Genomic DNA, 24,632 nt, shown 5'->3' with positions numbered 1-24,632 from the left:
GCCAACTAAATGGTCCCGCTTGTGTTTGAGGACTCACGAGAGCCGCTCCTGACGGTATTTTACCGATTCATCTATAATACATAGCTATTAAGTATAGCTAGACTACGTAACTATAATCTATACCTATATCGTCCGTCTATATTTCATACTCATATGGGCTGAGACGCGATTGACGCTGTTGTCTCGGCTGAGACGTACGACTTGAGGGGGACCCTTCACATTCAGGTCTTCGACAGCTATGAGGCCATACTCCTGTGTAGAATACGCCGAGAATTTTAGGAGATCTCGACAGCTTTCCTTCAGGTCGGCGTGGCACTCCGCTACATGACGTCATCGACGTCCGTAGTTGTCCGACCTCTGGTTTACAAGAGCAGCTATAGTTCGCGATCCACTCGTTTACAACGGTAGGCTTTTACTAGCTCTGAAAGATTGATTTAGCTTCCAAAGACGATTCTTTTTTGGCTTCAAACACATCGCCACACCTGTAACATTCTGCATATTCTTCCCATCCTTTGATGTGAAATAGGGACCCACACCTAGAACCTGTTACTTACTTTCCATTATTTCTCTATTTGGAACCTGTTTTTTCTACCCATAATAAATATAGAATATTTAGATTCCGACCAGATGCCCGCTGAGTTCGACTCAAGCAACTCGAAACTTGTCTACTTATATCTCGAGATGGTGGAGGAAGCGAGCATCACCGATCTGCGGTCGACGCTTGATATGAAGCAGCTTACTCTGTTCCGGTTCTGAACACGCTCGAGGGAGAAGGCCTGATTGAGCGCAACAACGAGACGTTCACTGTTGCTGCGTAAGCTTCTCTAGATCGTGTTTTCTGAACGAGCTTCGTCTCCCTTTTCTGAGAGATAGCCAATAGCAAGTATGGTTATGTAGACTGCCTCTTCTAGCCGAGTCAATATTCAGCGGAAGAGCGTCGATCTCTTCGTTATGGGCGTGTGGTCCTTTCGGTAACATGAAGGTTTTATAGATCCTTTAGCTTCCATGATAATAGTTAACTTACCTCACAGACTAACTATTACCATGGAAGACAGCCAAGAACGGTGTCAATATACGTGGATGGGACTTTATTCACAGGACCATTCCGAGGTGCAGGCAAGCTGTTGTTATCGGAAAGTGTGGGGAGATCATCCTCGATGTATCTGGCACAGTGAGACCAACGATGGATCTGACAAACCTATTGAAGAAATCCTAAATAATTGTGATGGTTTATATAATCAGCCAGGGAGGGAGGATAGATGTTCTGAGTTACTTGATGGAGCACAGCTTTCAGGGTTACTTGCTAACGTACAACTCTCGCGATTGCTTGATTACGAACCCCTCTCAGAAGTCTCCGATGACAACCATCTTTTGGAATTGCTTGAAAATGCACAACTATTGGATAATGAATTTGATTATGTACTCTCATTCAAGCATTGTTCACTAAGGGATGCTGACTTTTCGAAGGCAAATCTATTTTTTATTAACTTCTCAGAGGCAGACCTAGAACGCGCTAACCTATCAGGAGCTAACCTGCAACGCTCTAACCTCTCGGGAGCTAACCTACGTGATGCCAATCTTTCAAGTACAGATCTCCGATACGCTGATCTCTCAAAAGCTAACCTGCGACACACTAATCTCTCAGGAGCTAACCTGAAACACGCCAACTTCTTGGAGGCTAATCTGCGTGATACTATGGCTAGTTTGGAAAGTATAGACCTTTCAGGAGCTGACCTACAACATGCCGACCTCCGAGAAAGTAACCTAAAGCATGCTAATCTCTCAGAAGCTGATCTGGAGCACGCTAATCTTTCAAAAACAACCCTAGTTGATGCCAACTTCTCGGAAGCCGATCTGCCTAATACCGACCTTTCAGAAGCGAACTTACGTGATGCTGACCTTTCAGAAGCGAACTTACGTGATGCCAACCTTTCAGAAGCGAACTTACGTGATGCCAACCTCTCAGGAGCTGACCTACGTGATGCTGACTTCTCAAAGGCAGACCTGCGTGATGCCGACCTTTCAGAAGCTGATTTGCGTGGTGTAACCTTCGAAAAATTAGGAGATGTCAAAATGAACATACCAACACTATTCGATCAGATAATAAGGCGACACGAACCTAATGATAATTCGTCCTTTATTTGTAATCAAATGGCTCGAACTTGCCATTATCTCGCTACAGAATGTAGTAATCGTGGATTAACTAGCGAAGCACGAAAACTAACAATATGGGAACGGCGGGCTCGTCGGAAAGAAGCTAAAGCTGATGGTAATTGGATGAAATGGGCTGCATCAGGGATTGCCTGGCAAGCTACTGGCTATGGAATTAGTATTCAGCGAGTTCTCCGCAATATGGGGATCGTCTTTGGGATACCTACCGCTATCTATCTACTATTCACTCTATTCGGTGCAGAAGGAAGTATAGGAGGTGAGTTCCAGACATGGGTTCAGGTACTCTATTACAGTATTGTCACGTTCACAACCACTCCTCCAGGCACCCCTAATAATGATATCATTATGGGAATCACGATGGCTGAAGCGTTCCTGGGCACGCTGTTAGTCGTGCTCTTTGGCTACGTACTAGGTAACCGCGAAGCGATCTGATCGTCCTGGGGCGTGATTAGTCCGCGAAGCCATCCAATCTATAATCGTATTCGACAGCTACACTATTACTAATTAGGCCAGGATTTGTCTATACTTGTTACTATTACAGTCTTGCTTGCGTAGTTCGCTCTCACGATCTATTCTCCAGTCGAGGACGGCTAAGAAATACTTTTATTATGATTTGTCGAATCGTTCGAAGGAGATGTGACCCCAGACCCACAATCAGAACTGGAAACGACGCTTCTGGCTCTCGAGCAGCAGTGGAACGCCGTCACGGACAGACCTGAAGAACCCCGCTCTCTAATGAGTGTGATCGAATATGGGTTAGGGGAACATCGGCGAGCTGAAGTCTACATTAACCGATTACTCTGCTACCTCCTTGATCCCGACGAGCCACATGGGATGGGACCTGACTTTCTCGAAGCTGTTCTCCATGGCCTCCCTCCTGCTTGTGCGTTCGAGGAGGACACATATGATCTCACAGATGTCCGTGTGAATCAACAGGTCTCGGTCACGAAAAGGGATACTGACGGAGCTAACACGAACTCGACACCGGGATACGTCGATCTCGTCATTGACGTTCCAAACGAGTGGTTTCTGATGATCGAATTGAAGTTCTCCGCACCAGAGACAGGAACGGAGTTCTACTGTGCCGGATCACAGATCGGAGATCGGTCAGTAGCAGAGTATGAATCCGGTCAATATTATCTGTATCTCCATCAGAGTACCAGACCACAAGCCCAAGGCGCTTGTTTTACAAACTGGACGTGGCAGGCGTTCGTTGAGGATGTCCTGACCGAGTTTATTATAGCAAACTCCTCTCGGTATCCCCAGCGTACAGTTGCCCAGCTGCACGACCTCAAAGACGACCTTCAGAACATCTCCAATATGAGCAACCGCGACGACGTTGATCAGCAGAAAATCACGCTGTATCTCGATAACTACGACGCAATTGAGGATGTGAGAACAACGTTCGATACAGCGTGGGAATCGTATAGCCAACGATGGGGTGAAGAGGTGGCGACCACCCTCGAAGGGACACGTAGCAACGCGGAGTTCAGGCCAGATGATACTCTGGTCACGATTCCTCGGGCGGAAGACACGGAACGCTGGATTCTCCGTGCCACCGGTGGCGACTGGCAACACGTATTCAAATATGGATGGTGGAAGCGCGAGGTCGACTTGGTAGACCTGGAAATGAGAGCTGACGATACCAATGATCTTCGTATCGGATTCTATCATCGGATGGGGGAGAATAGCAATAGGGGGACTGCTGTTGGCGATCGGGAATTGACATTCAATTTCCGCTGTATGGGGTCCAATCCGATTGCGTTCCGAGACCTCTACAACGAGGTTTTTGACGAGAGGACAGATGAGATCGAACAGTGTCTCGCTCATACCAACGGCGAGTTGACTGGTCACAAGCGGACTCTGATCGAAGGAACATACGATATTCGAGTCAACAGGCACGAGGGATTTTTTGACGCATACACTGCAGCACTCACCGAGGCTTTCGTTGACTTCGTTGTTGAAAATCCAGACTTGATACAGGAGCTCACTCAGACGTTTGATGCATCAATCGAACGGTATCAGTGACTCTATCAGGAAATCGACAGTTAGATCCAGTCAAGTGCTGCGTTGTGTTGGCGTAGATAGTTGGGATCAACACTCTGGTCAGGAACAGTAATCTGCTCGCCAGTTTGATTGAGGAGTGTCTGCTGTAATAGCGTGCTCTGTGTCTCGAAGGAAGGGTTCACTCGGAGTCGATAGTCCTGATCGATGGTAAAGAGTCCACGATCGAACGCAGCGTGATGTGTTTTGCTCAGTGGAAGCACGTTCGAGAGATCCGCTCTATGGTTGGGATACTCGCTCCAGGAGAGTACGTGTGCTATGTCTAATAGCCCCGGGTGATCAACACCAGATACTGGGCACGTCCTGTCGTACCGGGAGAGCACCGTTGCGCGAAATTCCGGATCCAGTGTTCGTGTATAAGTTCGTGTCTCATAGACGTCTGCTGTTAGTTCAGGATCGGTATCAACCGATGTCTCTTCTGTTGGCGTCCAGGCAGTAACTGCTTGATCAACGAACCGGCTCCCTTCCGATGTCAGCTGGTAATGCTTCCCGTTTTTCTCTACCAAGCCCATACTCCGGAGCCAGTTTGTTCGTTGGTGGGCCATGTCAGTCTCGGTGGGTTCCCATCCTAATTCAGGATGGGTCTCTAATTGTTGGAGACTGATCTCTTCGATCGTTAGTGGTCCAGTCGAAAGTGCATAGAGAAGACTTCGGAGACCAACGTTCCGGTCGCACATGATTCGAAGCAGCGTCTCACTGTTGTAGTCTTGTGTGTACTCCGTACCTACTGTATCGAGTTCCCAGTGGTCGTTGGGTTGGTGGATAAATCCGACCTTCCGGAGATACGTAACACGACGCATGATCGAACTGCGACTCGAGACGTTCGTGAAGGTCTCCCGATGCCACTCAATGAGCTCGTCGGTGGTTGGTCGATGGGTGTCGATGAAATTCAACAACGAGTTCAGCGTCGTCACGTAGTGTGTCCCACCACCGAACATTGGGACGATACTTTTCAGTCGATTTGTTATCATTGGTGAGTCAATAGTTGGATCTCAACGCCCCAGTACCCTACCTAGTGCAGGCGATTTGGCTAGAATGCTCGATATCGTCATCGGTATCATTCTTCTCTGCCATCTCTAAGATCACGTCGCAGTGCGAACCCCTCATAGGCGCGGTCACTGGAAACAATAGTGTCGCCTGCAGACTCCACGAGATGCAGCGCATCAAAGGGTGTGAATCCATGGTCCTCAACGTACGTTGCTGCCGCGACGACGGTGTCCACGTCACCACGTACGTCAAGGAGAGCTGCAGCGTTCGCGATGACTCGCTCAGTATCCCGATCTTCGCGATACGCGACCAAGAGTAGTTCGATGAGCGTGAACTGTGAGGTCCACAGATCGTCTCGATGCTTCTGATAAACCACCTCAGCGGCCTCACCAAGCCAATCGTCGTCTTTGATGAGTGCGAGGAGAAAATCCACTTCAGCGTACATTCAGCGTCCGGCCTCGTCGAGTGCTACGTCTCGCGCCTCATCTCGGAGCTCGTCGGCTGATTTTTCGACATTCGCGAACTCGTCTCGAAGCGTTGCAAGCGGATCGTCCGCGAGGGGAACGAGCTTGATTCCGTCGTGCAGTTCGACGATATGGTACCGCTCCCCGTATCGCTCTCGGAGCTCCTTTGGAAGTGTGAGGCGGCCACGGTCATCGAGTGTTGTGTCCGCCATATACTGCTCTATGATGGGTAGCACTAAGTATATTCCCCAAATCAGGGATATTACCCACGAGCGGTCTGTGTCGGTCTCTCACCCGAGGACCTCATCGCTACAGAGACCGTTGGAGTCACCCCCAAGTCTGCTGAATTCGAGTGGCTCTCTTTCGATGGCTTCGACGTTTACTGCTCTACTTGGCTTTCGAGTAGCATAGAATCCGCCTTGATCGACACGTAGACGCGTTCGGCCCACTCACGAGCCATGGGTGAGTCCGTATCGACGAACACCTGCATCAACCCCGTGTCATCGTCGTATCCTCCAAGTCCGACGCGTTCATCGAAGAGTGCGAGTCCGTATGGGAGCTTTTCGCGGGTTCGAATAGTTAACTGTCCGCGATCGACCGCCTCGGTCACGCGGGTCGGATACGTTTCACGCAGTGTCTCGGCGACGGGTGGCGTGTAAATGAGTTCGGCCTCGGTACCATCGAATACTCGTTGGTAGAACTCACCGATCATCAATGGCGCCAGATGCGTCGCATTGAACCCTCGGAACGTCTCTGACTCGCTGACGAGCGAGATGAATCGCTCGACCGGTCGATCCGGAACGGTCGGTTCCGCGATCGTCACGGTCGAATCGATCATCGGTTCGATGGCAAACTCAGCGTGATGCGGACAGATCTCGTCCAACAGCGGTCCCATTCGGTGGACGGTGCTCACATTTGCTTCGAACCGAAGCACTTCGTCGGTGACTGCCTCACCACGGCCTGTCAACTGGAACCGACTATCGACCTTCTCGACGAACCCCTGTTCGTCGAGCCACTTCGTTAAACGGTGGCTCGTCGCCCGCGAGACGTCGAGACGGTCCTCGATCTCGCGGCGGTCCAGTGGCTCTGCCCGGAGCGCTTCGAGAACCGGACCGTGACGAACGATGTCGCCGAGATGGTCTGGGTCGGCGCGGTCGCCTGCTGCGTCAAGGCGCTTGCTGAGATATCGCTGGTTCCGCGCATTCTGCATGACGGCCTCCACGATCGGCGACGCCGGTGGATTGAATGTGAGTTGGTCGTTTTCGGGAGAGTCCATGGTGTCTACTAGCACGATATTCGATGGCACGGATAGTAACTCTATCCCGTACACGACGGAATTCCTCTCACGGCCTGAAACGGCGTTCACGCCGTCGAACGTCGTTTCCGTGAATGAGGCCAATAGGTCTGCCGCCCACACTCCAGACATGGTACCACCGACTACCGCGGATGAACCGATCGACGAAGAACAATTAGACGAACTTGTCGGAATGGCCGTCAACGAGCTCGGAGCGGCCTATTACGCGCCACTGATTGTCATCGGTGATAGACTCGGCCTTTACGGGGCATTAGCCGATGGTGGACCACTCCTGCCCGCCGAGTTGGCCGAGCGAACCGATACCGTGGAACCGTACGTCGCCGAATGGCTCGCCGCGGGAGCGGCTGGCGGATACGTCACTTACGATCCCGAGACGGGGCACTACAGCCTCACAGCCGAACAAGCGGCGCTGCTGGCCGACGAAGACAGCCCCGCTTTCCTCGCTGGTGGGTTCCACAACAGCGTATCAGGCGGCCGCCGTAGCGCGCTTCTGCTCGGGCTCGTCGATAATCGTCCTAACGGCGAGACGCTCACGCATCTCGGCGCGGAGGTCGTCCGCTTCGCCTACGATCACTATGGCACCATTGGCGGTGCACTCGAGGAGTTTGCATCCTGGAAAGGACGGTCCACTCCGTTTACTGAGCTCACACCACGCTGGGCACAACTCGCACGCTCAGTCGCCATCCAGTACGATCCAACCCAATTCATCGTCGAATCACTTGAGCGCCTCCACCAACGCGGTATTCGGCCCGCAACTATCGACGACGTCTTCATGGAAACGTGTCGAATCAATCAGCCACTCGCCGTCGAAGTCTTCGTTACGCAAGATCGACGCGACGATGTTCTCACCGCTGATGGAGATATCAACGAATCAACGCTGGCTGACCCAACCGTGTACAAATCAGGGATCCACTTCCAATTCAAATTCCAGCTCTCCCATATCGGACTCCTCACAGACGGTGGAACTGATACGAAAGAAAAGGTCCTGAAGGATGAGTGGGAACTCGTACACTCCATTGCAACTTAGGGGATACGCGCCCAGAGACACTTGCTATCCGGCGTCCGTCCACTGAAAGAAGAGGGATCCAGCCGGCGCCAGCTTATTAGAGAAGCTCGAGTTACGGCTGGGCGAAGACGTACTCTCCATCGGCTGTGGGCCAGACTTTGAGCCAGCTGAAATTATCGAGATCCGGTACTGACGTTCGCGACCCGTGTTGTGAGGTACTCTTGGAGTTGATCGTCACAGCAGTAGATGTAACAGCCCTTCATTCCGCGACTCATCAGCGTTCGATACGTGTTCTTGATCAACTCCTCAGCTTTCGCAGCCGCCTTCTCCGGCTGCTCCCTGAACATCTTCTTGATCCCGAACAACGAACGGTCCGTATTCGCGCGTGCTTCGTGATCGACGACAATCTCGCCATCACGATATTTCAGATCCTCACCGATGATCACGCCAACATAATCGAATTCGAGTCCCTGGCAGGTATGTATACATCCGACTTCGTCGATCGATCCCTCGGCGATCGCCCACGGTTCGCTTGTATCGAGATTCCAGCTTCGCTCGTAATCACCGATCTTGATGTCGTACGTCTCACGATCAGAACGTCCCTCCTTGTCCCACTCCCAGCAGTAACCCGCGACCACCCGCGACAATCGAGTCTCCTCATTCCGACGCGCAATCGCCTCGTGAAGCGTCTGGGGATCATCGAACATCCGCAGGTCGTAGTCGAGATCGAACCCGTCAGCATTCGCCGTTTCCCGGATCTCGAGGACATCGTCAAGCCAGGCGAGGTACCCTTCAGAGCCGTTGCAGCGGAACTGCGATTTCAATGTCAACTCTTCGATGTCAGCACCCAAGTCACGGGCATGCCGTCGAATCTCGTCTTTCGATCCGATATCGTCAATGTGAACGCGCTGACTTTCATCGATGAAGAACACGCTGAATTTCGCGGCGTTAATGATCTCCATGATCTGGTTCTCACCACGACCGAAGAACGTCGATTCCGCGTTCAGTCGATGGGCTTCGTCAGCGACCAATGCGGGCAGTGTGTTTGCCTCCGTCTCCACGTAACTCCCAGCTCCTGTGAACAGATGGTCGATCTCTTTGACCAGCTTGTCGTCTCGAAGCTTTTCCTTGTACACCTCTCTCGGGGCGCGGTTCTTCGAGACGTATTGAGCGACGAGGTCGTTTTGAATCAGTTCGGCTAAGATATTGATCGCCACAACCGTCTTGCCAGTTCCAGGCCCACCCTCAACGATCAACACACGTTTGTGACCATCACGATGAGACCGCTTCGCCAGTTCGATGGCCTTCTCAAAGACGACCTTCTGGGAGTCAATCAACGTGAACTCGTCTTGGTCTTCGAGCATCGCCAAGAGCGAATCTTGGAGCGTCTTCGACGGTCTGAGTTCTCCTTCGCTTAACTCGTAGAGAGTCTCCCGGTTGTCGCCAACGTCTATCTGTGTTTCAAGGAACGACCGCAGTTTCTTCGCATCACCGCGAACGTAGAGCGGTGCTTGCTCCGTATACCGTTGGTAGACAGGATTATCGATCGTCTCGCAGTACTGTTGCCCGAAATTGTGGAGATACGCTGCAGGAGAGAGATGAATCGGCTTCTCTTGAACAGAGACATTGAAATCCTTCAGCAACTCAGCGTATGATAGCGCTTGGTAGCTCGGGTGGGTTGTCTCACGGATTCCACCCCCGAGGAAGGTCTTGACGATCCCATCCTTATCCGCAACCGTCTCCGTGCTTTTCCCATCCCATTGCTTCAACTCAACGATTGCCACGTTCGCATTTCCGTCCTCGTCGTACCCTGAAATCAGAAAATCGATGCGACGAGACGTGAGCGGAATCTTGAACTCGATTGCTACGCCCGCATTGTCGGGGAGATCGCTTCCACTCAGTACCTTGTGCATGTATTGGAAGGAGTTCTCCCATGACTGAACCTCACTCTCGCTTCCGATCCCAAGCCCTTTCGATTCGTACCCTTGCTTGATTTTCGGGACTAACTGATCAGTCAGGTTATCGTCCAAGAATCCCGATTTGGTACTTTCGTAGATGAGCATCCTCTTTATTCATCGTACTTTTCATTGCTTCCTTTATATTCGTTCTCCGGATACCGCTCTCCGTTCTTCTCAAGTTTCCGCTCTAAAGCTGCCTCCAGATCGATATCGTACAGATCAGCGTAACGCAGCAGAAAGAACAAGATATCTGCGAGTTCGTCCTCAACTTCTTCGCGCTTTCCAGACTCTGCAAGGAGTTCCGATTGCTCAGTCCGATCTTTGAACCGGAACAGTTCCAAGAGTTCACTAGATTCCGTTACCAGCCCGATAGCGAGGTCTTTGGGCGTATGATACTGTCCCCAGTCTCTGCTCTCACAGAACTCTCGCACAGCCACATTGAGCTCGTCAAACGGCATACGCTAACTTTCCCAGACGTTCTTAAAGAAGTACGGTAGCACAAATTACGAAGAGGAAAATCGAACGGAAGGGCAACAGCCTCCGCTCTTGTCCGCGTTATATTCGACGTATCGGAGCATCGTCGCTCTGCCAATGTGAGCATCGCTTCGTTCTGATCAATAGCAGATACGTGTCCATTTGGACCGATAACGTCCGCAATTTCAACCGGCTCAAAGCCTGGCCCACAGCCGATTGAGGGCACATTTTCGTTCAGTTGGAAATCGAGTTGCTCTCGAACGAGCCGGCGACGTGCTATCGCTGCTGGGGTCTTGAATATGGATTCTTCCTGTTGAGCTTCCTCTGCAGTATATTCAAGTGTATCACCCATATTTTGAGGTGATATGTATTCGAGGAGGAAGGCGCTAACGTATTATCAACTAGTTCAGTAGAACACTGTGGCCGAAGAATATCTAAGTGTCTCATGCGTCAGTCGCTGGATCATATTCCTGCGCGTCATCGACAGATGGTACGCCAATGGCGAGCACACGAACGGGCCCGTCTGCAGACTCGGGATTGAATGCCGCTGTGAATTGCCGGGATCGACAAACAGCGCTTGGTCAGCTTCCACAACGTTCTCTTCATCCGGCGTCTCAACGTGCAGCGTCCCGTTGAGCACATAGAACGCTTCGACTTGAAGTGGTACCAAACGACGAGTCTCCATCCCTGGTAGTTATCGGAGACGCGGTACTGAATACAGTCCCCTCGAGACGTCACCTATGACACGACACAATGACAAAGCCAACGAGAACCGATTCTCGACCATCGCCGTCGGCACAGCTGAGACCGAGGCACGCCCCCACCACGGTGGCACGAATGACGTCGTCGCGCCCATCCACCTCTCAAGCACCTTCGAGTGGGCCGGCGGGGACGATGCCAACGAACACGAATACTCGCGTGAGAGCAATCCGACACGGGCAGCCCTCGAAGAGCAGTTAGCCCGCCTCGAAGGCGGCGAGCACGGACTGGCGTTTTCCTCGGGGATGGCCGCTATCTCGACGACGATGTTATCGCTGGTCCCGCCGGGAGGCCACCTCGTTTCGTCGGACTCCATCTATGGCGGAACTGAGAAACTTCTCACGAAGCTGGTCGCCGGTCACCTCGGCGTCGATGTCGAGTTCGTCGACGCTCGCGAGCCCGAAAACATCGCCTCAGCAGTCGATTCGGACACCGACTTGATCTGGGCGGAGACACCGACGAACCCGCTGATGCGGCTGTCTGATATCCGCTCGATAGCCGACATCGCCAACGACCATGGCATTCCGTTCGGGGTCGACAACACCTTCGCGAGCCCGTATTTCCAAGCGCCACTGGAACTGGGCGCCGATATCGTCGTCCACAGTACCACCAAGTACCTCAACGGCCACTCCGATTCGATCGGTGGGGCCGTCATCACCGACGACGATGCGGTCTTCGAGAACCTAGCGTTTGCCCAGCGGATCGGGCTTGGAAACATGCTCTCGCCGTTCGACTGCTATCTCGTCGCGCGCGGTATCAAGACGCTGCCGGCACGGATGAAACACCACCAGGAGAACGCGATGGCGGTTGCTCGCCTTCTCGAGGGCCACGACCGGGTCACCCACGTTCATTATCCGGGCCTCGAGAGTCACCCACAGCACGACCTCGCGGGCGAACAGATGTCGGGGTACAGCGGAATGCTGTCCTTCGAGTTCGACGGCTCGCTCACCGAACTCGAGGCATTCCTCAACGGGCTCACGATATTTACCCCAGGGACCAGTCTGGGTGGCGTTGAGAGTCTCGTCGAGGTGCCGTCGCTAATGCGTCCTGACCAGGGCAGTCACGAATCGGCCACCACGGACATTCCCGAGACCTTGGTCCGGCTGTCGGTCGGCATCGAAGACGTCGACGATCTCTGTGAGGACCTCCGATCAGCGCTCCCATAGGGACAATTCCCGCCCTTCCGATGATCTCGATCCTGTAGGTATTGCTCGTGGAGTAGATCATACAGATCGATATCTTACAGAAGGCCAGCTTCAGCCAACCAAGCAGGGAGAGTTCCGATGTGCAAACGCTGGGCGATCGCCGAAACTGTTGCCACTCTATCTGCAAGATATGCACATAGGATGGGCGCGAGCGATGACCCGCGACGGGTCCACTTTCAGTCGCCCGAATACCTTATCAACCGTCTCGATGCGATTGCTGATCTGTTCGACAAGGACCGGACGGATCTGCTCGTTGAGGCCATTCGCGAATACATCGAAGAGACCGCCGACAGCGACACGTTTCAGGAACTCGTCGCAACGAAGTACTATGACGGTCAACCAAGGACGAGACGGCGTAGCAGCTCCTACCGTAACAACACGTAGAAAACGACCGAGACCGTGTTTCGATTGATCGAGGCGTTTGTTGATCGGCTCAGCTTCGATCAACAGTCGGTTGGAATCGATATCAGCGTACTCCTTCAGAGAGGCCGCATCGTCGACCTGCTGGCCGCGCTGATCGGAGAGGTCTCCTGTTCAAGCGAGAGTATCAGATAGTTCAGTGCGTCAAAAAGCCGCTCAACGAGGGACTGCCGCGTGAGGGGTTCAGTGCCACTGCATTCAACGTAATCAGCTTCCCGAAGAATGCGGGATGAGTTGCCTTTTTTTGTTAGTCTTGCCCGCTCGACGTCTAATCCCCTCTCGGGCTTTCCATGCAGAACTATTATCTTTATTCGGTATGAGATGACACACCATGCGTGCTGCAACGTATCACGGGCAAGAAGAGATTCGAATCGAAGAAACCGAAACAAGGACCGTTGGACCTACAGAGGTCCGAATTGCGATCGATTCGTGCGGTATCTGTGGCTCCGACCTGCATGAGTACGCGGCGGGTCCTATTTTCATTCCAGCCGAAGAACCACATCCAGTGTCAAACGAATCCGCCCCTATCACGATGGGACACGAGTTTAGTGGTACTATTACCGAAATCGGTGAGTCAGTAACTGATCTTGAGGAAGGCAACCAAGTCGCTGTTAATCCGATCCTCTACTGTGGAGAGTGTCGCCAGTGCGTAGAGGGGAACTACCATCTTTGTGATGTGGGTGGGTTCATCGGTCTTTCTGGCGGTGGAGGTGGCTTCGCCGAAAGCATCGTCGTTGACGCCGAGAAAGCCGTGCCGCTCGCGGACGGCGTATCACTTGAAGCGGGTGCATTGGTCGAACCACTGGCTGTTGGCCTTCACGCTGTCCGCCGGTCTGGACTCCAAGCTGGCGACACAGTTGCAGTGTTCGGAAGCGGCCCCATCGGATTGTCGGTCATCCAGTGTGCGAAGGCAGCCGGCGCTGGACGGCTCTTCGTCTCTGAACCTCGCGCCGCCCGACGGTCGCGTGCAGACGCATGTGGCGCTGATGACGTGATCGATCCGACGGACACGAACGCAGTGGATCACATCAACTCCGAGACCGGCGGTGGGGCCGACATCGCATTCGAGGTTGCAGGGATCGAAACCACGTTCAATGACGCGATTGGAAGTACCCGACCGAGTGGAACCGTTACGATCGTCAGCATTTGGGAGGAAGATGTGAGGACACATCCGAACGAGCTTGTACTCGGTGAGCGGACCCTGACTGGAACGCTTGCGTATCTCGGTGGTCCACGCTCAGGCGAAGAGTACGGAATGGTGATCGACATGCTCGCGGACGGCCGACTCGATCCCGAACCCCTGATCACCGATCGTATCCAGCTCGAGGGCATCGTTGAGAACGGGTTCGAACGCCTCTTAAACGCTGATAGTGACCAAGTGAAGATTATGGTTCAGCCCTAGTGACGTTACTGTCTGCGAAAGCCATTGATTACGTTCTATTCGTCGAATGCACCCATCTCATCCAGAACGTCCCAGTAGCTGTGGAGACCACGAATATGTTGTCCTCCATCGACGCAGATTGTCTCTCCAGTGACCCACTGTCCATAGTCCGAGAGGAGGAATGCGACGACCTTCGCGATGTCTTCTGGTTCGCCAATCCGGCCTAATGGTGTTCGATTCAGGAACTCCTCGCCGATCTTCCCCTCTAAGAGTCCATTGTTCTCGGTCAGTGGTGTTCGCGTAGATCCAGGTGCTACGGCGTTGATGCGGATATTATATCGCCCAGCTTCGGCTGCGACGGCTTTTGTGAACTGACTAACTCCCGCTTTCGCCGCGGAGTAGTGAGAAAGGCCGTCAGTTGCGGCTGTATAGTTAAGCGAGCTGATATTGACGATACTGCCCTCAATTTCTTCGTCAAGCATGTGACTGAGAACCGCCTTCGTACATAGAAAAGGGCCGTTCAGGCAGACGTCGATCGTTCGTCGCCATTCTTCTTCAGGCATTTCCCATGTTCGGGCGATCTGAGCTGCTCCTGCGTTGTTTACGAGAACCCCAACCTCGCTGAAGTGATCTACAGTACGTTCGACCATTGATTCGACGCTTTCTGCCTCAGTCACATCACAGTGGATTGCGACGGCTTCAGCTTCGAATTCACTATTGAGCTCTGTGGCCGTTTTCTGTGCCTTCTCTTCATCGATGTCAGCAATAGCGACGGAGGTATCTTGGCTCAGTAGCTCTTCAGTGATTCCTCGACCAATCCCCTGTGCGCCTCCAGTAACGATCGCGGTATCATTGATTAACTCCATATTGATAGTAGTGTGCTCTCATGCACCAAGATTTTTATCGTTAAACATGGAGTATTGTGGTGGGCGCTATCATGAGTAGAGCTAGCACACAGAAGCGCGAAAACGGAGATAAGATCCAATGATCGACCTAGAAGAGACGTTCATCTTCGATGCAGTCGTGCATGCGTATAACCTCGCACCATCGAACTACCGGAACGAACAACACGCACAGGGGATCACCGAAATGATCTACGGTGCGGTTGAGCAAGCTTCACCACCGGGCTATCGGGTCACACGTGAAGGCTTCATCCGCAATTGGTCGGTTGAGGAGACGGCCAATATGCTCTTTCTCGAGAGCGATACGGACATGGCGACGTTCCAGGCACTCCCGTTGTACGCCTACCATGACGGGTTAACCGCCAATGAAAACGCGGAGGAGGCCATCGAGAAGTACCCGGAGCGGTTTCTCACGTTTGCCAATATCGATCCTTTACGCGATGGCTGGGAAGAGGAACTCGAGGAGCAAGTTGATGCCCTTGATCCAACTGGACTGAAGCTCTATCCCTCACACTGGGGCGAGGATTATCATACGGGATGGCGCATGGATGACGAGTCGGTCGCGTATCCCGTGTTTGAGAAGGCAAAATCGCTCGGAATCGATATGATCGAGGTCCACAAATCAATCCCCTTCGGACCGGTCCCTCGGGATCCGTACCACCCTGGCGACGTTGACGAAGCCTGTGCGAACTTCCCTGAACTCGATTTTGGACTGGTCCATGGCGGACTCGCCTTTACCGAGGAGACTGCCTGGCAGATGGCCAGGTTCCCCAATCTCCACATTAACATGGAGACACTTGGCATCCAGCTAACCGCAAACGAACGAGCGTTCGCCGAGACCCTGGCGAAGATCATCTCGATTGGGGGCGAGGCTGTCCTCGATCGTATGTACTGGGGATCGGCGGCGATGGCCTACCACCCGCAGCCAGAGCTAGAGGCGCTTCGTGATTTCGAGTGGCCGGAGGACGTCGCTCAACGTGGGATTGCTTTCGGCGATATGCCTGAGATCACCGACGAACACAAACGAGATCTCCTCGGACGTAACTACGCTGATCTCGTTGGACTGGACATCGAGGCTGCCCGTAACCGATTAGCAGATGACGACTTCAGTCGACAGACTGGAGACGAAGGACTTGCGGATCCGTTTTCAACAACGAATGCCGCCGCAGAGGTGTACTAAAAGATGGGAACCGATCCATCACCGCTCACGGTTCGCGAGCAACTTGATCAGATCGTCGATCCCTGTAGCGAGGCGCGTGGTACCGATATCAGTATCGTCGAGATGGGGCTGCTCAAGTCGATTGAGATCGACGGGGAGACAGTCCACATTGAATTACGCATCACCTCCCCATCGTGTATGATGGTTGGGTATTTCATCGAGCAAATCGAGGATCGTGTCGGGAACCTCCCGGGAGTGGAGAGGGTGAGTTTAGAGACTGACGCAGGACTCTCGTGGCGCGAGGAGATGATGAGTGAGAAAGCAAAGGAGCGCCGCCGTCAACATCAACAAGCATTGTCTGAAAGATATCATCAAGAGCAGGGTATAACGCCAGCAGAACCGGTATCGCTTGCAGAGGATTAGTTCAAATATTCTACATTCATCTAATGCGAAAACGAGGAGAAATCCACTCCCGTGAATGTCGACAGATTTGGATTCTCGGAAGCAACTCGGTGAATCGACTGAAATGCCGCTTGGTATGACTGACTCACGCTAAACGTATCGAGGGCGGCGGCTATTTCACACATGAAAATGCCGGCGAGTGACGCCACACTACAAGCGCCATCATAAGCGTCTACCAACATGAACAGTACAAATAACGGTAGTCGTCGGTCGTGGGGTCCGTAGTATCACTACTAGCTACCTCCTGGGATTTCTCAACGGCTATGCAGTGGGGTAACGAACATATTAGTAACCAGGCTACGCCATCACTTGTCATGGGATATATCGTCAAGATGCCAAAGCTAGGCTTGGAGATGGAACAGGGGACGTTACTCGAGTGGTACGTTGAAGAGGGCGAGACCGTCGAAGAGGGACAGACGATTGCAGAGGTGGAATCGGAGAAGAGCATCGGCGAAATCGACGCCCGCGAGGACGGCGTTCTACGGTTCATTGACCTTAAAGAAGGGGCGACCGTTCCACCGGGAACCCCGCTTGCCATCGTTGCGGACGCCGAGGAGGATATCACCGATCTGAAAGCCGAGTTCGAGAACGAAGAGGCCACAGCGACAACCGAGACTGAAACGGCTGGTGATGAGACGAGTGGCGAACCAGCTACATCAGCGGACGGACAAGCCGACATAGAGGAAACCGAATCGAGAACGGAATCGTCGGACGTGAAAGCCTCACCGAGAGCAAAGCGTCGCGCCGACGAACTCGGTGTAGATATTACGACTATCGACGGGACCGGTCCTCAAAACGCGATTACTGTGGATGATGTCGAGGCTGCTGTCGACACCACAACCACAACAGCTGATGATACCGCAGCAGCGGAACTTCACCCACAAGTAGAAGACCTGTTGCATGAGCTCTCTGAGGCCGGTGTGCCACCATTGTATCGATTGCCGATCGAAGATGCGCGCGAGACCTACCGCGAGCTCGCGGTTCCGGAAGGGAAGCCAGAACCGGTTAGCCGGGTGATCGAGACGGAGATCGACGGACCGAACGGATCGATACCGATCCGTATCTACGTCCCCACCAACGGAACGGACGACACTACCGATTCGCAGCCAACGCTTGCCTTCTTCCATGGCGGTGGCTGGATAGCGGGTGATCTAGCGACGTACGACCTCACGTGTCGCGTACTGGCGAACGCTGCCGATTGTATCGTTGCTTCAGTCGCGTATCGTCGTGCTCCGGAAAACCCGTTCCCAGCGGGCCTCGAAGACTGCTATGCGGCGACCAAGTGGCTCGCCGAAAGTCCGGATCTCGATGAGATAGCGATCGATCCCAACCGACTCGCTATTGGTGGTGATTCATCGGGTGGAACGCTTGCAGCGGGGGTTGCGCTTATGGCGCGTGATCGAGGAGGGCCTCCTCTCACTCATCAACTCTTGATCTACCCAGCGACGAACCATCAGTTCGACACGGAGTCATACGCCGAGAACGCAAAGGGCTATTTCATCACGCGCAATGACATGAAGCGCTTCTGGAACGACTACCTCGAAACACCGAGCGATGGTCGTCATCCGTATGCCTCACCACTACGGACAACCACCCTCGCTGATCTTCCGCCAGCGACCGTACTTACAGCGGGATTCGACCCACTTCGTGATGAAGGTCAGGCGTATGCGGACCGACTCGAAGCGGCTGGCGTTCCCGTGACACGATTTGAATACGAGGATATGATTCATGGCTTCCTTATGATGCTCGACGACCCCAATTGGGACCGTGCTCGCGAGGCTATTGATGATCTGGCTGGTGAACTTCGGGCTGCGTTCAACCAATAAAATCGTAAGCCACCAGCCACTAGTTTCCAATCAGTCTGTGGCATTTGGTATCGTTCCCCAACAGTTATTATCAATCATTGCATCCCTCCGTGCGTATGCCATCGATTGATCTCGAGAGCGAGCAAGGGCGAGAAGAAGCGTTGCGTCGAATGCTCACGATTCGTAAGTTCGATACGAAAGTAGGGGAGCACTTCGCCGACGGTGAGATTCCGGGATTCGTCCATCTCTACGTCGGCGAGGAGGCCGTCGGTGTAGGTGCGTGTGCTGCCCTCGAGGAGGACGACTACATTACCAGTACCCACCGCGGACACGGCCACTGTATCGCAAAGGGCCTCGATCCAAATTTGATGATGGCCGAGGTCTTCGGAAAACGAGAGGGCTACTGCAATGGCAAGGGCGGTTCGATGCATATCGCCGACATGGATGCTAACATGCTCGGTGCGAACGGCATCGTCGGCGCAGGCCCGCCGCTCGGAGCGGGTGCAGCGCTTACAATCAACCAGAAAGGTGAAGATCGGGTCGCACTCTCGTTTCTCGGCGATGGTGCCGTCGCACAGGGCCAGGTCCATGAAGCGGTAAACCTCGCTTCAGCGTGGGATCTTCCACTTATTCTTCTCGTTGAGAACAACCAGTATGGTGAGGGAACACCAGTCAGCGATCAGCACAACCTCGAGAAGCTTAGCGATACAGCCGGGGCATACGATATACCCGGAATCCACGTCGACGGGATGGACATTACAGCGGTAAACGAGGCCGTTGCGGAAGCACGCGAACACGCGCGTAACGGCAAGGGACCGACGTTCATCGAGGCCGACACCTATCGATTCCATGGGCATTTCGAGGGCGACGAGGAACTATACCGCGATGAAGACGAGGTAGAGGAATGGCGAAAACGAGATCCCATTACTGACTTTTCGGAGCGCCTCATCGATCGCGATGAACTCACCGAAGAGAAATTCGAGGAGATGCAGGCGGAAATCGAATCGGAGATCGAAGACGCAATTGCGTATGCGAAGGACGCGGACGAACCCGTACCGGAAGAGGCCTACGACGATATGTTCAGCGCCAACGTTCCAGATATCGAACGATTCGTACAGCAAGCGAATGCACGAACCGATGGTGGTACTCATGGAGGTGAATTCTGATGGCGAGCGCAGAACTCGAGGGACAAGAGACCCAGACAATGACGGTCCGAGAAGCCATCAGAGAGACGCTCCGTGAGGAGATGCGTCGTGACGAGGACGTCATCCTGTTGGGCGAGGACATCGGTGTAATGCAGGGCGTCCTTGACGTGACTGGCGACCTCTACAACGAGTTCGGCCCCGACCGCGTCCGTGATACCCCGATCTCAGAGGCAGGATACATGGGTGCTGCGACGGGAGCAGCGGCGACCGGTTTACGTCCGGTACCCGAACTCATGTTCTCGGACTTCATCGGCGTCTCGATGGAGCAGATCATGAATCAGATGGCGAAAATGCGCTACATGTTTGGGGGCAAAATCGAAATGCCAGTAACTGTACGCGCAACCGAGGGTGGAGGAATGGGCGCGGCGAGCCAACACTCCGGGACCGTCCATACGTGGATCGCCCATTTCCCCGGTCTCATGGCTGTGACCCCTGGTACCCCAGAAGCTGCAAAGGGCCTCCTTAGATCGGCCATTCGCTCCGATGATCCCGTGTTCTTCTTCGAGAACAAGATGATCTACGAACAGTCGGGCGAAGTACCGACGGACGAGGACTTCACCATCCCACTTGGCGAGGCGAGTGTCGAGCGTGAGGGGGAGGATGTCACCGTTGTAGCAACCCAACGGCTGGTCGGCGAATCACTCTCAGTCGCTGACGAACTCGAGGGTGATACTGATGTTGAAGTGATCGATCTCCGGTCACTCTATCCGCTCGATACCGATACCATTGCAGAGAGCCTGGATAAGACGGGGCGATTGGTCGTCGCAGATGAAAGTCCACTGTCCTATGGCACACAGGCGGAGGTAGTTTCACGGGCGGTCGAAGATGCCTTTTACAGCCTCGATGCGCCGATTCAGCGGGTGGGAGTACCGGATACGCATATCCCGTTCAGCCCATCGCTCGAAGGGGAAGTCCTTCCGGACGGAGACGACGTTCGCAACGCCATCGAACGGATCGCTTGAGGCGGCGATTCGTGTCTCATATCGGTATAATCGTTAACCCGGCCGCCGGACGCGACATCCGGCGCTTGACCGGCGGAGCTAGCGTCGTTGATAACCACACGAAGCGCCGCATCGCCGAATGTGTGCTGGCTGGCCTTACCTTACTTCCAGATCCACCGACTGTAACGCTAATGCCCGATAACGCCGGAATCGCAGCAAACATCGTCAAGAACGCTCCCAAGGATGTTTCCGTCGAATTACTCGATATGTCGATTACGGGATCGGCGACGGATACTCGACGAGCAGCCGAACGCTTTCGCACGGAAGCGGATTCGCTCGTGGTTCTGGGAGGCGATGGAACGAGCCGTGATGCGGCGCTCGAATGCGGGGACGTCCCTCTTCTCTCGGTTTCGACCGGCACGAACAATGTCGTTCCTTCGGCGATCGACGGAACCGTTGCCGGAGCCGCGGCCGCACTCGTCGCAACTGATGCTGTCGACAATGAGTCGGTGACTTATCACCACGGAATGGTCGAAGCACAAACCGAATCCGGCGATTCCGTGACCGGATTGGCGGCAGTAGAGCTCTCTGATCGGTCGTTCGTCGGAACTCGAGCGTTGCTGGATCCCGATGAACTGCTGGGCGGAATCGTTTCCCGAGCGAGTCCATCAGAAATCGGTCTGAGCGGCATTGCAGGTGCACTTGGACCACTTGAACCGAGTACACCGGACGCGATCGGACTGTGTCTCGCCGACGCTGAGATGTCGGAACACACAGTGAGAGCGATCGTTGCGCCTGGCGTGACGACCAGTGTCGGCATCGAAGAGTACCGACAACTCTCCAACGGTGAGTCGATGACCATCGAGATAAGTGAGGGTGTGATCGGTGCCGATGGCGAGCGGGAGCTTGAGATCACTGACGAGACCGTCGAGTTTCGCCCCGTCCCCGATGGGCCACGACTCGTCTCATTCGAGGCAGTATTCGAGCGTGCAGCGCGTTCCGGCGTCCTCAGCAATGGTTGACTATCACTCCCGGTTAACGCTCGCATCTACTGATCTCGTCGAGATGATGCTCAAGTTGATTGAATCCCTGGAGCGTGATCTTCGAGACACGAATTATCCACTGACTAGATAGCGATAACTCATTAGAGAATCGTCATCGATACGACTGGAGTACAAGTTCAGGAGCTCCCTCAATATGCTCAAGCAGGCTTTCGAGGAACGCATCGGCATCCCTGTCCCCGATCGCACGTGAGTCATACGCGAGCGATACCCGGAGGTACCGACTGAAACTGACGCCGTTTGCGGTCGGGCTCGCACGACGATACGAATGATTCACAACCAGCCCAGCGACCGCTGGCGCTGTAACAATGCTTTGCACGTCTTTACAGTCTGCTCCGTTCGCGAGTATGAACGTTACATAGCTACCGGAGCGATCGTCGTGCATCGGTGCCTGTCGATCGTGAGACGTCTCGGCAATATCAGTAAACGTCCGCTCATCGACGCTCGAGAGCACAAACTCATTCCTTTCCCGTTCGACATCATCGATTACAATCTTGATGTTCTGGTGTTCGTGGAGATGATGCGTGTTATCCTCAAACGTTGCATTGAATTTCGGATGATCATTGAGAGCCGAAGAGAGCGCAAGAAGGAGCACGTCACTCACATCGACATCGAACTCGAACGCGTTCGCCGCCATGTTAGTCGTCTCGATGAGCGTGTCCGCTTCCTTACCGCGAGCTACATAGGTGGTAGTTTGGTAGCGTTCTCCGGAAATCGTTGCATCTCGTTCAGCCTTGACTTCGTCGGCTGTCTCCTCATTAGGTGAAGCTTCCTGAGAGGCTGCTTCAACGACGTCTTCGACGTCATCAGCTGTGATCGCCCCCTCTGGTCCCGAACCGTCTATTTCCGTGAGATCGATGTCAAGCTCCTCTGCGCGGCGTTCTGCCCGAGGAGAGGCCTTCATTTGCTCGGTCGCTGCTTCTCTCTCAGTCTCCGTATCTGCAACGGCTTCAACATCGTCTACGGTGATTGCTCCTTGAGGTCCCGATCCTTCTACTCCGGTAATATCAACACCGAGTTCGTCGGCGCGACGCTTTGCTCTTGGTGAGGCCTTCAGATCCACTGAGGCCGAAGCGGAATCAGAGATCTCGGCCTCATTAGTAGCCGACGCAGAGGACTCATCGGCCGGTTCCTCGGCGTTAGCTTCTGATTCGGTTGGTTCTACGGGTTGCTCATCGGTAATATCGAACTCGGATTTGAGGTCGGCAATATCCTCGTCAGCATCCGCAACGATGCCGATCGGCGTTCCTGGCGGAACGGTCGTGCCTTCTTCGAGCCCGATAAACCGTAGAACACCATTCTCGCGGGCGTCGATTTCGCCGATGCTCTTCTCCGATTCCACTTCTGCGATCGTCTCCCCCTCCTCAATGGAATCTCCTTCTCTTAGATGCCATTCGAGCAGCGTCCCCTGTTCCATTTCTAATCCTAATTTCGGCATCTTGATGACGTATCCCATACCACGCGCTGACGTACACTGACTATTAAAACATGCATGAAGAAATGGATCAAAGCGCCCCCAAGTGATAGGTCGGCGATGAGAGTCTACGCCGAGAACCCTGTCTCTAAGCAAACCTATATGAACGGTCACAGGTCCTTCTTGAAGAGTCCCCACAGATGGACAAAGAGAATACGAAAGCCAAACTCATCCAATCCCTTCTTGAGCTCCTTGGCTGGAACGTCTACTCCGCAGAAGTCGAACTCAAGTACCCCACCAGATCGACCGTGGAAACACCCGAGCGGACTACGCACTTCTCTTTAATGATGTCCCTGTTGTCTTCACGTGAAGTCCAGCAACACCGAACAGAATCGAGTTCCGACGATAGAGCTCCAGCACGGCCCGTATCGGTTGGCGGAGGCTTTTGAATTCTACCGTTACGTGTTTCAGACGTCATTCGCCAGATAGTGGATTGAGGGATTCATACTCCCGCAAATGATCTGATCCATGTCGGTACATGTCCAAGCGTGATCCAGCGGTCATTCTTATGAACAATCACTCGTCCTTCCGTCATCCCAGCGAGAACACGCCCATCAACTACCGTCCAAGCAGAGACGAACTCGTCTGGTGCACCGGGGTACGGCTTGCTCTCGAACGTATCTCCACCGTCCGTGGACTCGAATAATGAAGCGTTCACGTCTCGTTTCTCATACTGTGCACCCATCGGAAGGGTCGGTGGGAGCGTTTGAGCAGCGGCGTACAAGGTATTCTGAGAGGAAAATGCCTCCTGGAAGTACGATCCCGGCAAATCAGTATCGAGTCGGGTCCACGAGCGGCCCGTATCACGAGTTCGATAGAGCCCACCGCCACACGAGACAATGTACTCTTCGGCGGTTACAACCAAGACGTGATGAACATCGTATTGAAGATTATCCTCACGGTCGGTCTCGAGACCTTGACGCCGTTCGGTCCACGTCTTGCCAGTGTCGTCGCTGACGTGAATGCCACCGACTTCCACGCCGGCGATCAGGCGGTTAGGTGCATCAGGATGTACTCCAAGGCTTCGGACGTGTGACTGTCCTCGATGCCGTGGCGTGTGCCAGTGATCCCGAGACGGGAGGTCTTGGAATCCATCGAGTTCGGTCCACGTCTTTCCGCGGTCCGTTGAGACATAGAGGTGGGCAGGATGCGTGCCCGCATACAGACGGGTGCCATCGGGGCTGACCGCAACTGCGTACACCTCGGTCTGAGGTACGTCGAGTCGATCCCACGTGATCCCAGCATCCGTTGAGCGGTACAGGCCCGTTTTCGATGTAGCGAACGTTCCGTGTCCCTCGAACGTATGGACGCCGAGCGTTACTCCCGAATCAAGTGCCGGTTCGATATCGTCGAGATCACCGCTTTGCGAGCGGTACACGCCATCCTGTGTGCCAATGAGCAACGTCATGGGATTCAAT

The 24,632-nt window shown here is 53.8% G+C and carries 21 protein-coding genes and 1 pseudogene; 12 read left to right on the top strand and 10 right to left on the bottom strand.

All coding sequences use genetic code 11. From position 1 onward, the window contains the following. Nucleotides 1-1,044 precede the first annotated feature (1,044 nt). Complete coding sequence (locus tag V0Z78_RS17850; protein ID WP_336346034.1) at nucleotides 1,045-2,604, top strand: pentapeptide repeat-containing protein; 1,560 nt, start codon at nucleotides 1,045-1,047, stop codon at nucleotides 2,602-2,604. Nucleotides 2,605-2,808: 204 nt separating this feature from the next. Then, the gene (locus tag V0Z78_RS17845) at nucleotides 2,809-4,200 is read left to right on the top strand and encodes a PD-(D/E)XK nuclease family protein (protein ID WP_336346033.1); all 1,392 of its coding nucleotides are present in this window, start codon (nucleotides 2,809-2,811) and stop codon (nucleotides 4,198-4,200) included. 20 nt (nucleotides 4,201-4,220) lie between these two features. Here the strand turns inward: V0Z78_RS17845 and V0Z78_RS17840 are convergent, their stop codons facing one another. The 4 genes from V0Z78_RS17840 to V0Z78_RS17825 form a co-directional block, all read right to left on the bottom strand. Further along, nucleotides 4,221-5,150, bottom strand: a complete 930-nt coding sequence (locus V0Z78_RS17840; protein ID WP_336346032.1) for an HNH endonuclease — start codon at nucleotides 5,148-5,150, stop codon at nucleotides 4,221-4,223. 143 nt (nucleotides 5,151-5,293) lie between these two features. After that, on the bottom strand, nucleotides 5,294-5,668 hold the full coding sequence (locus V0Z78_RS17835) for a PIN domain-containing protein (protein WP_336346031.1): 375 nt from the start codon (nucleotides 5,666-5,668) through the stop codon (nucleotides 5,294-5,296). After that, entirely contained in the window at nucleotides 5,669-5,899 is a 231-nt protein-coding gene (locus V0Z78_RS17830; RefSeq protein WP_336346030.1) for an AbrB/MazE/SpoVT family DNA-binding domain-containing protein, read from the bottom strand. It abuts the gene before it with no gap. Nucleotides 5,900-6,066: 167 nt separating this feature from the next. Further along, a complete protein-coding gene (locus V0Z78_RS17825; RefSeq protein ID WP_409338761.1) occupies nucleotides 6,067-6,963 on the bottom strand; it encodes a helix-turn-helix transcriptional regulator in 897 nt (298 codons plus the stop codon). A 148-nt stretch (nucleotides 6,964-7,111) separates the two neighbouring features. Here V0Z78_RS17825 and V0Z78_RS17820 point away from each other — a divergent pair, with 148 nt between their 5' ends. Then, nucleotides 7,112-8,029, top strand: a complete 918-nt coding sequence (locus V0Z78_RS17820) for a hypothetical protein (protein ID WP_336346028.1) — start codon at nucleotides 7,112-7,114, stop codon at nucleotides 8,027-8,029. Between the two features lie 152 nt (nucleotides 8,030-8,181). Here the strand turns inward: V0Z78_RS17820 and V0Z78_RS17815 are convergent, their stop codons facing one another. The 3 genes from V0Z78_RS17815 to V0Z78_RS19105 are packed head-to-tail and all read right to left on the bottom strand — an operon-like array spanning nucleotide 8,182 to nucleotide 10,792. After that, nucleotides 8,182-10,038 carry a DUF2075 domain-containing protein gene (locus V0Z78_RS17815; protein WP_336346027.1) on the bottom strand — a complete coding sequence of 619 codons (1,857 nt, stop codon included), beginning with the start codon at nucleotides 10,036-10,038 and terminating at the stop codon, nucleotides 8,182-8,184. Between the two features lie 38 nt (nucleotides 10,039-10,076). Next, nucleotides 10,077-10,424 (bottom strand): nucleotide pyrophosphohydrolase, encoded by a 348-nt coding sequence (locus tag V0Z78_RS17810; RefSeq protein WP_336346026.1) that lies wholly within the window; start codon nucleotides 10,422-10,424, stop codon nucleotides 10,077-10,079. Further along, nucleotides 10,325-10,792: a methyltransferase domain-containing protein gene (locus V0Z78_RS19105; protein ID WP_409338756.1), complete on the bottom strand. Its 468-nt coding sequence runs from the start codon at nucleotides 10,790-10,792 to the stop codon at nucleotides 10,325-10,327. The genes V0Z78_RS17810 and V0Z78_RS19105 overlap by 100 nt, the downstream gene beginning before the upstream one ends. A 388-nt stretch (nucleotides 10,793-11,180) precedes the next feature. On the opposite strand from V0Z78_RS19105, the gene V0Z78_RS17805 reads away from it, so the two are divergent. The 3 genes and pseudogenes from V0Z78_RS17805 (at nucleotide 11,181) to V0Z78_RS17795 (ending at nucleotide 14,226) form a co-directional block, all read left to right on the top strand. Further along, the gene (locus V0Z78_RS17805) at nucleotides 11,181-12,365 is read left to right on the top strand and encodes a trans-sulfuration enzyme family protein (protein ID WP_336346025.1); all 1,185 of its coding nucleotides are present in this window, start codon (nucleotides 11,181-11,183) and stop codon (nucleotides 12,363-12,365) included. A 180-nt stretch (nucleotides 12,366-12,545) separates the two neighbouring features. After that, nucleotides 12,546-12,743, top strand: a pseudogene (locus tag V0Z78_RS19100) (hypothetical protein); the annotation flags it as partial. A 412-nt stretch (nucleotides 12,744-13,155) separates the two neighbouring features. Next, nucleotides 13,156-14,226 (top strand): 2,3-butanediol dehydrogenase, encoded by a 1,071-nt coding sequence (locus V0Z78_RS17795; RefSeq protein WP_336346023.1) that lies wholly within the window; start codon nucleotides 13,156-13,158, stop codon nucleotides 14,224-14,226. A gap of 35 nt (nucleotides 14,227-14,261) precedes the next feature. On the opposite strand, the gene V0Z78_RS17790 is transcribed toward V0Z78_RS17795, so the two are convergent. Next, nucleotides 14,262-15,071 (bottom strand): SDR family NAD(P)-dependent oxidoreductase, encoded by an 810-nt coding sequence (locus V0Z78_RS17790; protein ID WP_336346022.1) that lies wholly within the window; start codon nucleotides 15,069-15,071, stop codon nucleotides 14,262-14,264. A 118-nt stretch (nucleotides 15,072-15,189) separates the two neighbouring features. Between V0Z78_RS17790 and V0Z78_RS17785 the strand changes: the two genes are divergently transcribed. The 6 genes from V0Z78_RS17785 (at nucleotide 15,190) to V0Z78_RS17760 (ending at nucleotide 21,701) form a co-directional block, all read left to right on the top strand. After that, entirely contained in the window at nucleotides 15,190-16,287 is a 1,098-nt protein-coding gene (locus V0Z78_RS17785) for an amidohydrolase family protein (RefSeq protein WP_336346021.1), read from the top strand. A gap of 3 nt (nucleotides 16,288-16,290) precedes the next feature. After that, complete coding sequence (locus V0Z78_RS17780) at nucleotides 16,291-16,689, top strand: metal-sulfur cluster assembly factor (protein WP_336346020.1); 399 nt, start codon at nucleotides 16,291-16,293, stop codon at nucleotides 16,687-16,689. A 353-nt stretch (nucleotides 16,690-17,042) separates the two neighbouring features. Next, nucleotides 17,043-18,554: an alpha/beta hydrolase fold domain-containing protein gene (locus V0Z78_RS17775; RefSeq protein ID WP_336346019.1), complete on the top strand. Its 1,512-nt coding sequence runs from the start codon at nucleotides 17,043-17,045 to the stop codon at nucleotides 18,552-18,554. Nucleotides 18,555-18,649: 95 nt separating this feature from the next. Then, nucleotides 18,650-19,699, top strand: coding sequence for a thiamine pyrophosphate-dependent dehydrogenase E1 component subunit alpha (locus V0Z78_RS17770; RefSeq protein ID WP_336346018.1), 1,050 nt, complete (start codon nucleotides 18,650-18,652; stop codon nucleotides 19,697-19,699). Next, on the top strand, nucleotides 19,699-20,700 hold the full coding sequence (locus V0Z78_RS17765; RefSeq protein WP_336346017.1) for an alpha-ketoacid dehydrogenase subunit beta: 1,002 nt from the start codon (nucleotides 19,699-19,701) through the stop codon (nucleotides 20,698-20,700). Before V0Z78_RS17770 ends, V0Z78_RS17765 begins: the two co-directional genes overlap by 1 nt. An 11-nt stretch (nucleotides 20,701-20,711) precedes the next feature. Beyond that, a complete protein-coding gene (locus V0Z78_RS17760; RefSeq protein WP_336346016.1) occupies nucleotides 20,712-21,701 on the top strand; it encodes an NAD(+)/NADH kinase in 990 nt (329 codons plus the stop codon). Between the two features lie 133 nt (nucleotides 21,702-21,834). On the opposite strand, the gene V0Z78_RS17755 is transcribed toward V0Z78_RS17760, so the two are convergent. Both V0Z78_RS17755 and V0Z78_RS17750 read right to left on the bottom strand, forming a co-directional pair. Next, the gene (locus V0Z78_RS17755; RefSeq protein WP_336346015.1) at nucleotides 21,835-23,196 is read right to left on the bottom strand and encodes an E3 binding domain-containing protein; all 1,362 of its coding nucleotides are present in this window, start codon (nucleotides 23,194-23,196) and stop codon (nucleotides 21,835-21,837) included. 460 nt (nucleotides 23,197-23,656) lie between these two features. Then, complete coding sequence (locus V0Z78_RS17750; protein ID WP_336346014.1) at nucleotides 23,657-24,622, bottom strand: WD40/YVTN/BNR-like repeat-containing protein; 966 nt, start codon at nucleotides 24,620-24,622, stop codon at nucleotides 23,657-23,659. Nucleotides 24,623-24,632 lie beyond the last annotated feature (10 nt).

This window comes from Halalkalicoccus sp. CG83 (genome assembly GCF_037081715.1).
GTDB classification, from domain to species: domain Archaea; phylum Halobacteriota; class Halobacteria; order Halobacteriales; family Halalkalicoccaceae; genus Halalkalicoccus; species Halalkalicoccus ordinarius.
The sequence above is the reverse complement of the archived record's forward strand: the minus strand, read 5'-3'. Positions and strand labels throughout refer to the sequence as shown.

Bases quoted from the DNA above. Each gene is read 5' to 3' on its own strand.
- V0Z78_RS17795 (WP_336346023.1), top strand. From the start codon at position 13,156: ATGCGTGCTGCAACGTATCACGGGCAAGAAGAGATTCGAATCGAAGAA.
- V0Z78_RS17775 (WP_336346019.1), top strand. From the start codon at position 17,043: ATGGGATATATCGTCAAGATGCCAAAGCTAGGCTTGGAGATGGAACAG.
- V0Z78_RS17825 (WP_409338761.1), bottom strand. From the start codon at position 6,963: ATGGACTCTCCCGAAAACGACCAACTCACATTCAATCCACCGGCGTCG.
- V0Z78_RS17835 (WP_336346031.1), bottom strand. From the start codon at position 5,668: ATGTACGCTGAAGTGGATTTTCTCCTCGCACTCATCAAAGACGACGAT.
- V0Z78_RS17850 (WP_336346034.1), top strand. From the start codon at position 1,045: ATGGAAGACAGCCAAGAACGGTGTCAATATACGTGGATGGGACTTTAT.
- V0Z78_RS17765 (WP_336346017.1), top strand. From the start codon at position 19,699: ATGGCGAGCGCAGAACTCGAGGGACAAGAGACCCAGACAATGACGGTC.
- V0Z78_RS17810 (WP_336346026.1), bottom strand. From the start codon at position 10,424: ATGCCGTTTGACGAGCTCAATGTGGCTGTGCGAGAGTTCTGTGAGAGC.
- V0Z78_RS17785 (WP_336346021.1), top strand. From the start codon at position 15,190: ATGATCGACCTAGAAGAGACGTTCATCTTCGATGCAGTCGTGCATGCG.
- V0Z78_RS17750 (WP_336346014.1), bottom strand. From the start codon at position 24,622: ATGACGTTGCTCATTGGCACACAGGATGGCGTGTACCGCTCGCAAAGC.
- V0Z78_RS17830 (WP_336346030.1), bottom strand. From the start codon at position 5,899: ATGGCGGACACAACACTCGATGACCGTGGCCGCCTCACACTTCCAAAG.
- V0Z78_RS17770 (WP_336346018.1), top strand. From the start codon at position 18,650: ATGCCATCGATTGATCTCGAGAGCGAGCAAGGGCGAGAAGAAGCGTTG.
- V0Z78_RS17755 (WP_336346015.1), bottom strand. From the start codon at position 23,196: ATGGGATACGTCATCAAGATGCCGAAATTAGGATTAGAAATGGAACAG.
- V0Z78_RS17780 (WP_336346020.1), top strand. From the start codon at position 16,291: ATGGGAACCGATCCATCACCGCTCACGGTTCGCGAGCAACTTGATCAG.
- V0Z78_RS19105 (WP_409338756.1), bottom strand. From the start codon at position 10,792: ATGGGTGATACACTTGAATATACTGCAGAGGAAGCTCAACAGGAAGAA.
- V0Z78_RS17820 (WP_336346028.1), top strand. From the start codon at position 7,112: ATGGTACCACCGACTACCGCGGATGAACCGATCGACGAAGAACAATTA.
- V0Z78_RS17790 (WP_336346022.1), bottom strand. From the start codon at position 15,071: ATGGAGTTAATCAATGATACCGCGATCGTTACTGGAGGCGCACAGGGG.
- V0Z78_RS17805 (WP_336346025.1), top strand. From the start codon at position 11,181: ATGACACGACACAATGACAAAGCCAACGAGAACCGATTCTCGACCATC.